This window comes from Streptomyces sp. NPDC088350, from assembly GCF_044753545.1.
Taxonomy (GTDB): domain Bacteria; phylum Actinomycetota; class Actinomycetes; order Streptomycetales; family Streptomycetaceae; genus Streptomyces.
Genome location: NZ_JBIVNL010000021.1, coordinates 72,502 through 86,895, shown reverse-complemented (window position 1 = coordinate 86,895; position 14,394 = coordinate 72,502). Strand labels below are relative to the sequence as shown.

The following is a 14,394-nucleotide window of genomic DNA, read 5'->3' as shown; positions in this document are numbered from 1 at the left end:
CTAAGAAGCCTTTCCTGCGTAGCGTGACAGTGTGTCGACAACATCGTTCAGCGTGCGCATCTCTGCGACGTCGCGCTCGGTCAGATACGCGAGGTCGACCGCGAGGTCCTCGCAGAGCCGGGTCAGGAACAGGACCTTCTGCAACGAGGTCAAGCCGTAGTCGGTCAACTCGAGTCCAAGTTCGATCTCGTGCGGATCCACGGCCGACTGGAACGCGGCCGACAGGTTTTCCCGCGCGATGGTCTCGACGTCACTGGGCATGGATACCGTCCTGGTTGTTGGTGATCTCCGACTGGAAGGCAGCGAAAATGGCCTGTCGTTTCGGCTTGAACTGCGAAGTGAGCATTCCGTTGGCGATACTGGGCCGCGGGCTCGCGACCACGACCTTGCGAATCTGTTCGTCACTGCCGAACGAGGCGTTGGTGCGGGCCAGTTGTTCGGCGATCGCCTCAAGGTCGGCCGTGTCGGAGGAAGGCGAGACCACCGCCACCAGGGACGTCTGCGCGGGGCAGAACACCACACACTCCTCGATCGCCGGACTCGTCCGCATGTGCTCCTCGATCGGCCGGACGATCACCTTCTTGCCGTTCCCCAGCACGATGACGTCGTCGGCGCGCCCCTGGATGAACAGGAAGCCGTCCTCGTCCACGTAACCGAGGTCGCCGGTGCGCACCACCCCGTCGGCGACGAACATCCGCTCGGAGTCCCCGGGCTCGGCGAACTCGTAGCGCTGGTTCACCGGATGCTCGCTTCGTACCAGGATCACGCCGTCCTCGTCGAACAGCACCTCCTTCCCCCGCAGCACCCTCCCCACGCTGCCCTCCCTGTGGGCACCGGGGTGGTTCTTGCTGACGATGCACGTCTCGTTCAGCCCGTAGCCCTCATAGAGGGGAAGACCCGCCTCGGTGAGGTAGCGCAGCACCTCACCGTCCGCCGGCGCCGATCCCGTCCACAGGTAGCGGATCCGATCGCCGAACAGCCGCCGCGCTGCCGCGCGGCGAGCCTCCTCCGGCGCGACGCCGTCCGCGCGAGCGGCATCCTGGCTGATCTGCTGCCTGGCGGCCTCGAAGAACGCTGGTACGCCCATCACCACAGTCGGCCGGGCCGTGCCCAGTGCGGCGAAGGCCGCCTCGTACGTGGTGACAGTCGCATCGTGGCCGAAGCAGAGGGCGGAGTACAGCCAGTACCGCTGCTGCAGCAGCGACAGCGGAAGGAAGACGAAGAGGTTGTCGCCGCCACGGTGCTCGAAGATCTCCTGCACAGCCTGTATCGACGCGTCGATACTGCCGACCGTGGCCCCGAGTCCCTTCGGCGCACCGGTGCTGCCGGAGGTGAACTTGATCGTCGTCACCTCCCCGGGCTCGTACACGACAGGTCCGGGCGGCTCCGGCCATGTCTGCCTCGCGGCCTCGGCGACATCGGTGATGGTTCGGACAGCCGCCGGCGCGTCCGCCGGCACGTCCTGGTCGGTGAACAGAACCGTGAGCCCGTAGCGCGCCACCAGCTCTCCGGCATCGGTGAACTTGCCTGGTTCGAAACCTGCGACCACCACCTTGAGCCGCAGCGCGGCAAGGTCCAGCAGAACCCATTCCAGGCAGTTGGCCGCCAGGATTCCGATGCGGTCCCCGGACTCGACGCCGAGGCTCCGAAGGTAGGCGGCGACACGGCCCGACTGTTCGTACAGTTCGGTCAGGTCCAGCGTCCTGAGACCGCCGAGCCGGATGAAGGAGATCCGGTGGCCGGGAGCCGGCGGCCCCGCCACCAAGCGGTTGATCACAGAGTCCGTCATCCCGTGGCTCCCTCGGCGAGCGACCAGTCCGACGGCAGGGCCTCGAAGTAGGACTGCCGTTCGAGGTCGATCAGGGTGCCGGGCTCGACCAGTTCGACCTGGGAAGGCCAGGACGAGAGGTCGGTCGTCCCCAGCGCCTGGGCGAGTCGGGCGGCGAATCGAGGCATGATCGGCGTGGCCGCGCGGGCCAACAGTTGTGCCGCGGCCAGTTCCAGCGCGATGGCCGTACGGGCCTCGTCCTTCCAACCGGCGATCAGCGCGGTCCGTGCCTCGGCTTCAGCGAACCGCCGGGTGTCGACGACGATCCCGTCCAATTCGGCGGCCGCACGGTTCAGCGAGAATCCGTCCTGTCCGAAACTGTCGGCGACAGCGGCGAGCCGTATTCCCAGGCGGTTGAGGAACGCCGTGTGCTCAGGAGTCCAGACACCGGCGTCGGGGGCGATCCCGCCGTACTGCCCGGCAACCCGAGCGCCCAGGTCGTTCAGCCAACCCTGCCAGCCGTCCACCAGGACCCGCTGAACGGTCTCCGTGTATGCCTCGAGTTCGAAGTTCGTCCGTCGCCGCTCCGGACGCGTGAGCGACAGGTAGTAGCGCACCGCGTCCACGGTCTCCGGTCGCAGGATCTGCTTGCCCCAGACGGCATGGCGCCTGCTGGTGGAGAACTTGCCGTCCTCCAACAGGTAGAACTCATTGACGTGGTAATCGATATCGGGATTCCACTGCGGGTACGCCAACCGGTAGAGAGCCGGGTAGAGCACGGCATGGTAGAAGCTGTTGTCGTAGCCGAAGAAGTGGACGAACTTCCAGTCCTGCTCGGGAGTCACGGCTTGCCAGTCACGGCCCAGACGCCCGCCGAGGGCCTCGATGCCGTGGAGAAAGCCGTAGGACATCTCAGGCCAGACCCAGATCACCTGCCCGTCCACTGCCGTATCCGCGGGCGCGACGCCCCAGTCCGAAGGGTGGGTCACGGGAATGTCGAGCCTGGTACGCGCGAACACCCGGTCCGCCAGTTCGCGGAGTCGGGCCGGGACCCGACCGAGACGGTGGTGATCGGCGACCTCGCTGCCGAACTCGTGGAGGGGCAGGACGTAGCGTGGGACAGGTTGCTGCCTCGGCGGCGCCTCCGAGCGGCTGCTGCGCGGGTTGACCAGGTCGACGCAGACGTTCGGTTCGCCGCACTCTTCGCAGATGTTGCCGCTGGTGCCGCCCCCGCATCCGGGACAACCGCCCGAGACGTCCACCTCGTAGAGGTAGGCGTCCGTCTCGTCGTCCACCAGTGCAGCCGTCTGCTGGACGGTAACCGCCCCCGAGTCGACCAGCTTCGAGAAGTATCCGCGCAGACCGTCCCGGTAGGCGGGGTCCTCGTTGGTCACTGTGTACTGGTCGACCTCGATGTCCATCAGACGGAGCGTCGCGGCGATCTCGGCACTGTAGTGCTTGGCCGTACGCGCCGGTTCGCGCTCCTCACGGCGGGCGCGGTCGACCACGTAGCTCTGGAAGTCGTCGCTCCCGGTGAGGTGCCATACCTCAGTGCCCCGCATGCGTTGGAACCGGACGTAGGCGTCGGCTCCCAGGTAGGGACCGGACAGGTGACCGAGGTGGAGGTCGCCGTTCGGAGTGGGCGGGGTCGAGAAGACGAAGACCGGCCTCTCGTGGAAACGGCGGCGGGTACCGCCTGCCGCTGCGGCCTCGGCGGCGCGCACCGGGTCGCGCCAGTACAGGTCGAAGAAGACCAGGTCGACGTCTCCGTCGTTCTCGACGACGTGTGTCTCGAAGGGCTCGAACTGGCACACCGTTCCCGGCTCCACCCGGATACGCCGACCGTCGAAAGCCACCCATCCGGTTCCGGCGACGACGACGAACATCTCGATCTCGTCGTGCTGGTGCGGATCGGAGGTGACACCCGGAGCGACCCGGCCCCAGCCGGCTCCGGCACTCATCTTCTCCACGGAGCTCATCTCGATGCCGAATGCCTGGTGCAGTTCCTCAGCGGAGAAGACGCTCACGTTCATTGCTGGCCCCCTTGGTCGGAAACGTTCTCAACGGCTCTACGGAGCAGGTGCGCCGCCTCTGCGGCGATGGCGGGTGCGAGTCTGTAGCCGGAGCCGTTGGCAGCACCCGCGAACACCAGTCGGCCCTCCTCGTCCAGAGCGCGTACCAGCGGCTCCCGGTCTGCGCTGTACGCGTCGCAGAACACCCTTCCGCTGCGGGCGGAGTCGGCCAGGCGGGGGGCGCGGCTGATCAGCACCTCGCGGGCCTCGGCCAGGTCCGACGGGGAGACACTGCCGGTGAGCCGCTCGGGGTCGACGTCCCAGACCTGACTGGTGTAGCTGAAGAGCCAGCGCCTCTGCTCGTGGAGCGGGAGCAGGAACGCGTCCTCGTCATGGAAGACGACGACTCCGTCCTCGGCCGCAGGCGGCTGTTCGATGTGCAGCGCGACGACCTTCTTCACCCTGGCACCCAGGGGGGTGAGCCGTTCCCGCCAGGCCGGTGCGGCCAGCCACGGGCCGGGTGCGAGCACGACCGAGTCGGCTGTGACGCGCTCTCCAGTGCTGAACCCGAGTTCGTACCCGCTCCCGACCCGGTCCAGGGAATCGACGGAGACCCCCTCCCTGAAACTCGTCCGTGGCCGCAGAGACCGGGCCAATGCCCGGGTCAACGCCCCGACATCGGCGTACTGGCAGCCCTCGCCCGTCCAAGCCGCCGTCTCGTCCGAAAGTGGTGGCAGCCAGTCCGGCAACGCGTCCACGCGGGACAGTCCGGCCTCGTCGAGATAGGCCGTCTCCACCTGGTCCACGGCCGCGCGGTCGGACACGACGAGCAGGGGGACCGGATGAATGGGCAACGCCGGATCAGCGTCGAGCAGGGCCCTGTAGTAGGCCTGGCTGTAGCCGGTCATGCGGCGTACACGCTCCGTCGCGCCACGAGGGAAATGCAGACCGGCCGACCGGCGACTGGCTCCGGACCCGACGGCGTCTTTTTCGAGCACCAGCACGGAAGCGTGCGGAGCCCGTAGCACCAACTCCCGCGCGATCGTGCACCCGATGACTCCGCCACCGACGACTGCGAAGTCGACATGCTTCATGGCTCACACCACGCTCTCGTCCGGGCTGAGCTTCGCCGACCATTCGATGAACGAAGGAACCGGATCGTCACTGCGCACGCATCGAACGCGGTCGATGATCCGCTGGCTCCGCCAGGCAAGCAGGCTGAGGTTCTTGTCCGCCAGTCCGCGCTGCCGCAGAGCCGCGTTCTGGAGGAAGATGCTTCGGTTCGAAGGACCGTCCCACCTCACGGCGAAATCACTGTCGATCCGGTACTCGTCGCCCTCCCGCTCGAGTCGGTCCGCGATCGGCGCGAGGAAGTCGGGCGCGACGGTGCGGAACCCGGTCGCCCAGACCACTACGTCGGCGTCGACCTGCCCGAGGACCGCCGGATGGTTGCCGTTGTGCAGCTTCAACGACCACGCGTTGCCGGAGGGGGAGACCGCGATCACGTTCCGGTTCGGGTACAGCGAGACCAGGTCGGTGTTGCCGTGGATGAACCGCTCGGCGTAGATGCGCTGGTAGATCTCGCGGAGTGTGCCCTCGGAGACGCCGTCACTGGTGAGGACGTGCTCCCGGTTGAGCGATTCGCGCTTCCCCTGGTCCAGCCTGGAGAAGTAGTCCGAGTAGCCCGGCATGTAGAAGTCGTTGGTGAAGGGCGAGTCGTCGATGGGGTAGAAGTTGTGGCGGCGCGACACCCACGAGACCCGGCGCGGTCGCTCAGCGGACGGACGCGAGATGAGGTCGAGGAACGCCTCGGCGCCCGACTGGCCGCCGCCGACCACGCAGACTCTCTTCCCCGCCAAGTCGCGGCTGAGAGGCACGAATTCGCTGACGTGGAACTGAGTGCGGCCGAGGTGGTCACGGGCCACCGCCGGCACCCAGGCATGTCTGCCGATGCCAATTGACACGTTGTTCGCTGTGACAGTGCGTCGGTTGGTGCGCAGAACGAATATGCCGTCGAAGTCGACGGACACGACCTCCTCGCCGAACACCACGTTCTGGTTGCGCCGGCTCGCCCATTCCAGATAGTTGCGGAACTCCTGCCGCGGCACCGCGCTGAACTGAGCATTGATGAAGTGGTAGATCCGCCCTTTGTCCTTCAGGTAGGACAGGAACGAAAAGGGACTGGTCGGGTCCGACAGACTCACCAGATCCTTGAAAATGGACACCTGGAGGGTCGCATCGGGGATCTGTTGTCCATCATGCCAACTGAACACCTCACGCTTCTCAAGGAAGAGGTTCGGCAGCCCCGGACAACCGTGCAACAGAGATGCAAGACTCAGGTTCGCAGGGCCGACGCCTATGCCGACACACTCGTAGTGCTGTTCGTCACTCATGGCTCTCCCCGTGTATGCATCGGATGTCTTTCCGCGCCCGGCAGCCGGTGTGAGCCGGGATGCACAGGTACGGATCTGCCCGCGTCACTGCTACGACAGGGGACGACAAGTCAGCGCTCCACTCGACTTGCGCCGCGTCCGGATGCTGCTCGGGATCGGCCCGCGTGCGGCCGTCGTCCCAGCGCGTCCGCGATGATCAGCTTCTGGACCTCGGACGCTCCCTCGTAGATACGCAGGGACCTGACCTGCCGGTACAAGCGCTCGGGGACGCTGTCGGCAACCAGGCCGGCAGCCCCGTGAACCTGGACGGCAGCGTCGACGATCTCCTGTGCGGCCTCGGTGGCGGCCACCTTGGCGATACTCGAGTGCTTCGCGTAGCCGGGATTCCCGCGGTCGAACTCCCACGCAGCCCGCGCGACCAACAGAGCGGAAGCGTTGAGCTTTACCTCCATGTCGGCGAGCGCACCCTTCACAAGCTGAAGATCCATCAGCTTGCCGCCGTGGATCCGCCGTTCACGGGCCTGCTGGACTGCCGAGTCGACAGCGCGCCGCGCAAACCCCACCGCGGCCGCCCCCACCGTCATCCGGAACCGCTCCAGCAGGTCCGTCGCGACCACGAACCCCTGTCCGGGGCGGCCGAGCACGCTCGATTCGGGGACCAGGCAGTCTTCGAAGGCCAGGTGTCCGAACGAGCGCGGAGCAATCAACCGCACCTCCTCCAGCACCCGGACTCCAGGCGTGCGCGCCGGCACCAGAAATGCCGTGAGTCCCAGCGCACCGGGTCCCCCGCCCGTTCGGGCGATCACGCAGTGCACATCCGCGATGCCGGCATTGGCGATCCAGGCCTTGCGGCCGTTCAACAGATAGCCGTCGGACACTCGGTCGGCAGTCAGACCGACTGCTGATATGTCGGAACCGGTCTCCTTCTCCGAGATCGCGAACGATCCCGCCGTCTCGCCCGACGCCATTCGCGGCAGATACTCCAACTGCTGCTCACTGTTTCCGTATTGGGCGATCGGGGTCGCCGACAGCGCTTGGATGGAGAAGGCGAAGTCCGCCAGATCGTCGGCGTACGCAAGGATCTCCCTGGCCAGACAGATCGAGCGGTGGTCACCGGCGGCGGACCCGTTCGCGGGATCGAGGAATCCCAGCCATCCGGCGGAGCCAAGCGCGCTCAGGATCTCCCTGCCGGCCTTCTCCGGGGTCTGCTCCAGAGGACGTGACCACAGGCCGGCGTGGCCTGCGCACCAGTCGGCGAGCTCCACGGCAAACGTGCGGTGCTGCTCCTCGTAGAACGGCAACGCCAGAATGTCCTCATCGAGACCACCGAACAGCGCGTAAGTCATGTCGCCCTTTCAAATCCGCAGGTCAGCATCGGCCGAGACGGCCGCGAGCCCGGCGGCACCTTGATCAGGCGATGCTCGATGAAAGTACGCGACCGAGGCGCGGCCCCGCCAGATCCGCCGCCCTCGCGCGGCACCACGCCGATATCGGCGCCGTGACGGGCCTCCTCCCATCAGGAAAAAGACAATGGCCGTGGACTCGCGGGCATGACAGACGGCGAATTCTTGGATCACTGGGCGCATCTTCACTTCACCGAAGTCGGTTGATCACCTTGTGGCGGGAATTCGGCGAGAAAGCACGGAACCTGATGATCGTCCGGTGTCGGATACCGTACGCCCGCAGAATCCGCGCTCCGCCTGCCCTTTTCGCATGAGCCTGCTGCGACGTGTCGGCCGATGTCTGTCTCGCCAGCGAGACAACGCCCCCGCCGACCATTCCGATGAGGCCGGTTCGCGTGCTAACGCGTCTGCTTGCGGAGCAGAACCCCGTACCGTACTCCTGGAACCGAGGCGGCCAGCAGGTAGTGGCCGTTGTCGCGAAGGCGACCGGCTGCTGCGAGGTCCGCCAGGTTGACGATCGGGTCAGCGGCGAAGCAGTGGCCCACCCGTGCGATGTTGTCTGTGTACAACTGCGCTGCGGAAAATCCCGCCTGAAGCTCTTTCATGACGATGATGGCTTCGAAGATATTGGTGTGCATGAGGATGTCGACCTGGTCGATTCCCATGGATGCACGTTTCATCAGCTGCGTGTTCACGCGGCGGGAGAGGTCCGGACTGATCTGGTTCGACCAGTCCAGGTCCTTCATCTCGTGCGCTGCGGCACTTGCGACGATCTCGTACTCCCCGTCGGTGTCCGACACCAGCGCACCGGCCGCGCCATCGCTGAACAGAGCGAACGTGGCCAGTCTTTCCGCCTCGGCAGTGACTCTGTCGGTGGTGATGACCAGGACCCGCCGATGGATTCCGGCGGCCACGAAGGCCTCGGCGACGCGCAGGCCCGCCAGCAGGTTCGTGCATCGGTCGAGCGTGATGCCGAGGAAGTCGGTCTCACCCGTTCCCAACCCCTCCGAGATGGTCCGCACAAAACTGCCGTGGCTGTCCGGCCCCCCTGGAAAACTGGTGCAGCACAGCACCAGTGCGTCGACGGAGGAGGGATCGACGCCGGCGGCGCGGAGAGTCGCCTTGCCCGCCTCGACCGCCAGGTCCTCCAGCGACTTGTGGCTCCGGTGCACATGGCCCCAGCCCCAGAGCTCCGGGGCATACGGCACCCCCAGTTCACCGGCCCGCGCCTCCAGATCCGGAGTCTCGGTATGGTGCGACGCGATCTCCCCCAGCACGTACTGCGGTCCGCTCAGGAAGACAGAGGAGGAACTCATCGAGGCTCCACAACGGGATGTGTATTTGGTCGGTCAAGCCACTGCGGTGACCGGCTGGCTCGGCCTCGGGCCCGGCACCCGCCGCCGATTCGTCCGGCCGGGCCTCCTCGATCATGTCCGGGTCCCGCATCCTCCGCAGCGTCGAGCAGAAACCCTGCAACGCCGCACACCGGCAACCGATCACCGAGATCCATAGCGTCTCACGGGCCCCACCGCCGTGCCCAGCATGCCGCCGACGACCGCGCCGACCGGCATCCAGCCCCAGATGGGTGACCTGCGCGTCGTTGCGGACGCCCGCCTGAGCAAGAAGAAGGTGCCGCCCACGAACAGCAGCGCGCCCCAGCCCGGCGACGCCATCGGCAGCGCGAAGGCCGGAATGCCGAGGACGAACGCCGAGACCCGGATGATCCGCGCGCTGCCGATCCGGTTCGACAGGCGTCCGGCCGCCAGCCCGCCGATCATGCCGCCGACCGCCGACACCGGGAAGACGAATCCGAACCCGTCGGCGATCTCCCGCTTCGTCTTCCGGCCCTCGGCGCGCCGCGCGCGGCGCCGGGCGGGCCGACGAGCCCGCCACCGATCGACGGCCCGGCGAATTCTGCGAACGACGCCGTCGTGCCCGGCTTCCCGTTGGCGTCCATTCGCTCGTCGCCGGGGAGCCGCACCGGGACGTAGCTCGTACAGGCGATGTCGACGGAGACCGCACGCTGGAACCCCGCTGAGCAGCGAGACGATCAGAAGCTGCGCGAAGGTGAGGTGCAATCCGGGCAGCGTGGCCGGCGGGATCGAGGCCAGCAGCAGCAAGCGACCGATGTCGCACCACGTCATCAGGTCGCACCACGTCATCAGCTTGTGCTTGGCGAGGCGGTCGACGACGACACCGGCCGGGAGGGAGGGAGGGAGGGAGGGAGGGAGGGAGGGAGGGAGAGAGAAGAGCGGGAACGGCAGCACGCCGAGGCTTGACGGGATCGCGACTTCCAGCGTCGTCGAGCAGGACGACGCGGCAAGCGGGATCGTCAGGAGGGAGACCGACGAGCCGAGTTCACTGGCGGCCCGCACACTCCACAAGAGCATGAAGTCTCGGTTGTCCTACCGGGGCTTCTCGGGAATCGCGTCCTCGGCTTTGTCGATCACGTGCCTACCGTGCCAAAGGGGCGACCCGGCGTCCGACGGTTGTGAGAAGGCCGTTCAAGAGCGGACTCCCCTCACAGGTCGTCGGCCGGCACGAACGATGGACGGCCCGTGTCGGGGAGGCCGAGCTCAGTCGGCGGGCGTTGTCCCGGATCCGGGTCCGAGTCCGGCCGCCAGGCGCTCCATCCCCGCGTCGTCCAGGCCGTCGAGGGTCGCCAGCAGCTGCGCGGCCGCCTCCGGAGAGGCATCGTCGAGGTCTGCCCCGGCGGGCCCGCCGGCCACCGGTCCGGCAGCGAACGCGGCGACAGACCCGCCTTCCGCCCGCACCCGCGCCGTCAGGCCGTCCAGGGTGAGCTCCAGCAGCTCGCCGGCCGGGACGTCCACACCGAGGTCGGTCCGCAGCCGGCTCCACAGCTCGATGGCCGCGAGCGAGTCGAACCCGAGCGAGACCAACGGGACGTCGCAGCTGAACGGGCTGGTCAGTCGCGCCCGGATCAGCCCGTCGAGATAGCCGCGGACGGCCAGGGGGTCGTCGCCGCTGCCGATCGTCACCTGCCCGCCGCCAATCTGCCGCGACTCATCGGCCATCTCCCCGATCCTCGAACTGGGTTCGCCATGACTCTCCTGTGCAAACAATCCGACACTCGACATCCGAACGGAGGCCGACACCATTTCGCCGCGGCACGCGCATACCCTCGCAGGCGCTCCCCATGCTGTGCCTGTCCCGCCGGCGAGACAACACCGCGCAGACCATTCCCGGCCCGCTCCGCATGCGGGGGTCCGCAAGCACGCCGTTCCCACATCATGATGTGAGTCCGAGGATGTGGAACGGGTGCTCTGCCCGTCGTACTGCCCGGCGGGTGGTTTCGGCGTCGTCGTCGCGTCCGTGCAGGTGAAGCGCCCCGCCGGCGAGGTTCCGCAGCGCGGCCATGACACGCGGGCCGGAACCGGTGCGGACGCGGCCAGGCGCACTCGGAGCACCTTCATTCGCACGCCGGAGTTCCAGGCCGAGATCGTCGAGCTGTGCCGGCGTGGTGACCGCTCGGCCGGTCAGATCGCCAAGGACCTCGATCGAACCGAGACCGCAGTACGGCCGTGGGTCAGCCAGGCCGACGCCGACGCCGGCGAGCGCGACGGCCCTGACCAGCAGTGAGCGCGAGGAGCCGGCCGCGCTGCGGCGGGAGAACCGCCGGCTGCGGGAGGACGCGGAGATCCGTAAGCGGGCCACGGCCTTCTTCGCGAAGGAGACCCGGTGACGGTGCACCCGTTCATCGAGGCGGAGAAGCAGGGCCGTCACAGCGTCGAACGGGCGTGTGAGCTGCTGAAGGTCTCGCGCACCGCCTTCTATGCCCGCCGTGCCGGCACCCTCGGGCCCCAGGCGGTCCGTGACGCTGAGCCGACCTAGCAGATCACCGAGATCCATACGAGGCCGCGCGGAACCTACGGAGTCCCGCGAGTCCATGCCGTGCTCAAGCGCGAGGGCGCCGGATGCGGACGCCGTCGTGTCGCGCGGCTGATGCGGGCCGCAGGGCCGCAGGGCCGGCATCGCCGACGACGGGGCCTGACCAAACGATCCCCGGTCCACGGGCCACCGCACGGCCCGATCTGACCGTCCGGGACTTCCAGCCCGACCCGGCCGGGCTCGACTCCCGCCGATGCGGCGACATCACCTGCATCCCGACCGGGGAGGGCCGGCTCCGCCCGGCCACCGTCATCGACATCGCCGCACGCCGTGGGACCGGCCGCGCCACCCCCGACCACCTGCGAACCGAACCGGTCGCCGATGCCCTCACGGCCGCCTGCCCACAGCGTCGCCCCACCCACCCGGTGTTGCATCGACCAGTTGAACTTGCCCAGTACACCGGTCAGCAATTCGCCGTCCCGGCGGACCAGTTCGGCATCCGGCTGCCGGCCGGCCGCACCGGCCAGTGCTGGGACAACACGCTCGCCGAGTCGTTCTTCGCCACCGTCAAACGCGAGTTGCTCGACACCACCGCCCGGCCCAGCCGGGCCGCCGCCCGCACCGCGATCTTCGCCTTCATAGGGGGACCCCGTTGCCCCATGGGCATTCTCCTCGCCCCCGTGCGCGAAGGCATGCCGCGCATCTAGCCATACCGACCAGTCGGTACTAGCCTCCGCTCGAACGGGAGGACCCCCAGCCTCCCGCCGCTCAGCGCGTCCCCCGCCGCTCCCTCTCCCCAAAGGAGTCGTATGTCCTCCGCCTCCGCACCACTCGACACGCGAGGCCCGGGTGCCGACGCGTCCGGCGCCGGCCCGCGCGGCTCGCTCACCCGGCTGTACCGGCGCGATCTGGCGGCGTATCCGGCCACCGGGCGACGCATGTCGTACCTGGCGATCGTGGTCGTGACGACCGTCGTCCTCTACTACATGCTCTACATCCAGTACGCGGTGGCGACGTCGATCATCACGCACTTCGACATGACCTACCGCTACTTCGTGTGGGTCTCGGTCATAGGCAACGCGGTCGGCGCCTTCGCCTCCCTCGTGGCCGGCCTCGCGGACCGCTGGGGGCGGGCGAACCTCGTGGTCTACGGCCTGCTGGTCGCCGCGCTCCTGGTCTTCTTCGGACTGCCCAACGCGGGTGACAAGACGGCCTACTTGGTGCTGTTCGCCGTCGTGAGCCTCATCGAGGGCATCGTGCTGGTCGCGACCCCGGCGCTGATCCGGGACTTCTCACCGCAGCTGGGCCGCGCCACCGCGATGGGCTACTGGACGATGGGCCCGGTCATCGGCAGCCTCGTCGTCACGTCGGTGACCAGCAGCACGCTCGACACCGCCGGCTGGCAGGACGAGCTGCGCTACTCCGGGGCGGCCGGGCTGGTCGTGTTCGTCGTCACCCTGTTCGCGCTGCGCGAGCTGTCGCCGGGGCTGCGCGACCAGATCATGGTGAGCCTGCGCGACCGGGCCCTGGTCGAGGCCCGCGCCAAGGAACTGGACACCGAGGCGGTACGGCGCGGCGAGTGGCGGCAGATGCTGCGCCTGGACGTCCTCGGCTCCGCCTTCGCGATCGCGGTCTTCCTGCTGCTCTACTACGCCGCCGTCGGCAACTTCGTCGTCTACTTCTCGACCACCTTCGGCTACAGCGAGCAGCGGACCAACGGGCTGGCCAACTGGTACTGGGCCGCGAACGCCCTCGCACTGATCGTGGCCGGCCTGCTGTCGGACCGGCTGCTGGTGCGCAAGCCCTTCATGATCGTGGGCGGGATCGGCGCCATCGCGGCGACCGCGATATTCGCCTCGCTGGCCACCCACGCGACGACCGGTTACTACACCTTCGCCTGGCTGTTCGTCGCGATCGGTGTGTTCAGCGGGGTCGCCTACGCGCCGTGGATGGCGAGCTTCACCGAGACCGTGGAGAAGCGCAACCCGGCCGCGACCGCCGCCGGCCTCGCGGTCTGGGGCTGGACGGTACGGATCGTGGTCGCCGTGTCGGCGGCCTTCATCCCGGTGCTCGTCACCTCGGTGACCCCGCTCGTCGAACACGGCGCGGAGGTCGCGGTCGCGCAGCAACAGGCCGCTCCGGCACTGGCGATCGTCGGCGCCCACCCCCAACTCTTCGCCGAACTGGGCAGGTTCACGCCCGCCACCACGCCCGCCGACCTCGCCGCGCGCGCGGTCAAGGAGGTCGGCCCCGCCGACCTGGCCGTCGTACAGAAGGCGCAGCCGCAGCTCAAGGTGCTCAAGGAGTACGGGCCGCAGGTGCAGAAGGCCGTGAAGGACGGTCCCGGGGAATGGCGCACCTGGTGGTGGATCTGTGTGGGCGGCCAAGTCCTCTTCCTGCCCTTCGTGTTCGTGATGGCCGGCCGCTGGAGCCCGAAGAAGGCACGCGAGGACGCCGACGCCCACCAGGAGGCCGTCGACCGCGAACTCGCGGCGCTCGGCGCGAGCGAGGCCTGAGCGAGGCCTGAGCGACACGCCGACGCGCTGCGACATGAGCCCAGCAGCCCGGCCAAGGCCCGGACCAGGCCTGACCGAGACCCCGGACCAGGCCTCAGCGAAGCCCGGCCGGGGCCCCGGGCCTGGCCGACCCGAAACCCGGCGCGGACTTCGGAACCGGCTGACCCGAAACCCGGCCCGGCTCTCTGGCCTGGCCGACCCGAAACCCGGCCGACTCCCCTGGCCTGGCCTGGCCCGACCGTCTTCGCGGCATGAGCCCAACAGCCGGGGGTCCAGGCGGGGTACAGGCGCACCGGCGGCGGCCAACGTGGCGGCGGGGGCCCGGAGTTGGGCACGGCGGATCGGTGGAACGGCGGAACGTGGCCGTGCCGCGGGCGGGGTCCCGGTGCCCCGCCCGCGCGGTGTGCCGACGCCTTCGACGCCTACCACGCCTACGTCACCTACATCACCTAC

The 14,394-nt window shown here is 68.3% G+C and carries 14 protein-coding genes; 5 read left to right on the top strand and 9 right to left on the bottom strand.

Annotation, left to right across the window (positions count from 1 at the left end; translation table 11 throughout):
• From ACIQBL_RS45880 to ACIQBL_RS45840, 9 genes are all read right to left on the bottom strand, one after another.
• The gene (locus ACIQBL_RS45880) at window positions 1-261 is read right to left on the bottom strand and encodes an acyl carrier protein (RefSeq protein ID WP_401954417.1); all 261 of its coding nucleotides are present in this window, start codon (window positions 259-261) and stop codon (window positions 1-3) included.
• Window positions 251-1,789 carry an AMP-binding protein gene (locus ACIQBL_RS45875; RefSeq protein ID WP_401954414.1) on the bottom strand — a complete coding sequence of 513 codons (1,539 nt, stop codon included), beginning with the start codon at window positions 1,787-1,789 and terminating at the stop codon, window positions 251-253. The genes ACIQBL_RS45880 and ACIQBL_RS45875 overlap by 11 nt, the downstream gene beginning before the upstream one ends.
• Entirely contained in the window at window positions 1,786-3,801 is a 2,016-nt protein-coding gene (locus ACIQBL_RS45870; RefSeq protein ID WP_401954411.1) for a class I tRNA ligase family protein, read from the bottom strand. The genes ACIQBL_RS45875 and ACIQBL_RS45870 overlap by 4 nt, the downstream gene beginning before the upstream one ends.
• Window positions 3,798-4,874, bottom strand: a complete 1,077-nt coding sequence (locus ACIQBL_RS45865; protein ID WP_401954408.1) for an NAD(P)/FAD-dependent oxidoreductase — start codon at window positions 4,872-4,874, stop codon at window positions 3,798-3,800. The genes ACIQBL_RS45870 and ACIQBL_RS45865 overlap by 4 nt, the downstream gene beginning before the upstream one ends.
• Window positions 4,875-4,877: 3 nt before the next feature.
• Window positions 4,878-6,173, bottom strand: coding sequence for a lysine N(6)-hydroxylase/L-ornithine N(5)-oxygenase family protein (locus tag ACIQBL_RS45860; RefSeq protein ID WP_401954405.1), 1,296 nt, complete (start codon window positions 6,171-6,173; stop codon window positions 4,878-4,880).
• Window positions 6,174-6,283: 110 nt separating this feature from the next.
• Window positions 6,284-7,519 carry an acyl-CoA dehydrogenase family protein gene (locus tag ACIQBL_RS45855; RefSeq protein WP_401954402.1) on the bottom strand — a complete coding sequence of 412 codons (1,236 nt, stop codon included), beginning with the start codon at window positions 7,517-7,519 and terminating at the stop codon, window positions 6,284-6,286.
• A 455-nt stretch (window positions 7,520-7,974) separates the two neighbouring features.
• Window positions 7,975-8,892 carry a 3-oxoacyl-ACP synthase gene (locus tag ACIQBL_RS45850; RefSeq protein ID WP_401954399.1) on the bottom strand — a complete coding sequence of 306 codons (918 nt, stop codon included), beginning with the start codon at window positions 8,890-8,892 and terminating at the stop codon, window positions 7,975-7,977.
• Window positions 8,893-9,072: 180 nt separating this feature from the next.
• Complete coding sequence (locus ACIQBL_RS45845) at window positions 9,073-9,966, bottom strand: hypothetical protein (RefSeq protein ID WP_401954396.1); 894 nt, start codon at window positions 9,964-9,966, stop codon at window positions 9,073-9,075.
• Between the two features lie 186 nt (window positions 9,967-10,152).
• A complete protein-coding gene (locus ACIQBL_RS45840; protein WP_401954393.1) occupies window positions 10,153-10,611 on the bottom strand; it encodes an acyl carrier protein in 459 nt (152 codons plus the stop codon).
• Window positions 10,612-10,846: 235 nt separating this feature from the next.
• On the opposite strand from ACIQBL_RS45840, the gene ACIQBL_RS45835 reads away from it, so the two are divergent.
• From ACIQBL_RS45835 to ACIQBL_RS45815, 5 genes are all read left to right on the top strand, one after another.
• Complete coding sequence (locus tag ACIQBL_RS45835; RefSeq protein ID WP_401954390.1) at window positions 10,847-11,176, top strand: transposase; 330 nt, start codon at window positions 10,847-10,849, stop codon at window positions 11,174-11,176.
• Window positions 11,177-11,275: 99 nt separating this feature from the next.
• Entirely contained in the window at window positions 11,276-11,428 is a 153-nt protein-coding gene (locus ACIQBL_RS45830) for a hypothetical protein (protein WP_401954387.1), read from the top strand.
• A 60-nt stretch (window positions 11,429-11,488) separates the two neighbouring features.
• Window positions 11,489-11,632, top strand: a complete 144-nt coding sequence (locus tag ACIQBL_RS45825) for a hypothetical protein (RefSeq protein ID WP_401954384.1) — start codon at window positions 11,489-11,491, stop codon at window positions 11,630-11,632.
• A 218-nt stretch (window positions 11,633-11,850) separates the two neighbouring features.
• A complete protein-coding gene (locus tag ACIQBL_RS45820) occupies window positions 11,851-12,132 on the top strand; it encodes an integrase core domain-containing protein (RefSeq protein ID WP_401954381.1) in 282 nt (93 codons plus the stop codon).
• A gap of 102 nt (window positions 12,133-12,234) precedes the next feature.
• Entirely contained in the window at window positions 12,235-13,941 is a 1,707-nt protein-coding gene (locus ACIQBL_RS45815; protein WP_401954378.1) for a nitrate/nitrite transporter, read from the top strand.
• Window positions 13,942-14,394 lie beyond the last annotated feature (453 nt).

Coding starts and splice junctions, on each gene's coding strand:
- ACIQBL_RS45815 (WP_401954378.1), top strand. CDS start 12,235: ATGTCCTCCGCCTCCGCACCACTCGACACGCGAGGCCCGGGTGCCGAC.
- ACIQBL_RS45870 (WP_401954411.1), bottom strand. CDS start 3,801: ATGAACGTGAGCGTCTTCTCCGCTGAGGAACTGCACCAGGCATTCGGC.
- ACIQBL_RS45865 (WP_401954408.1), bottom strand. CDS start 4,874: ATGAAGCATGTCGACTTCGCAGTCGTCGGTGGCGGAGTCATCGGGTGC.
- ACIQBL_RS45860 (WP_401954405.1), bottom strand. CDS start 6,173: ATGAGTGACGAACAGCACTACGAGTGTGTCGGCATAGGCGTCGGCCCT.
- ACIQBL_RS45875 (WP_401954414.1), bottom strand. CDS start 1,789: ATGACGGACTCTGTGATCAACCGCTTGGTGGCGGGGCCGCCGGCTCCC.
- ACIQBL_RS45845 (WP_401954396.1), bottom strand. CDS start 9,966: ATGCTCTTGTGGAGTGTGCGGGCCGCCAGTGAACTCGGCTCGTCGGTC.
- ACIQBL_RS45855 (WP_401954402.1), bottom strand. CDS start 7,519: ATGACTTACGCGCTGTTCGGTGGTCTCGATGAGGACATTCTGGCGTTG.
- ACIQBL_RS45880 (WP_401954417.1), bottom strand. CDS start 261: ATGCCCAGTGACGTCGAGACCATCGCGCGGGAAAACCTGTCGGCCGCG.
- ACIQBL_RS45840 (WP_401954393.1), bottom strand. CDS start 10,611: ATGGCCGATGAGTCGCGGCAGATTGGCGGCGGGCAGGTGACGATCGGC.
- ACIQBL_RS45850 (WP_401954399.1), bottom strand. CDS start 8,892: ATGAGTTCCTCCTCTGTCTTCCTGAGCGGACCGCAGTACGTGCTGGGG.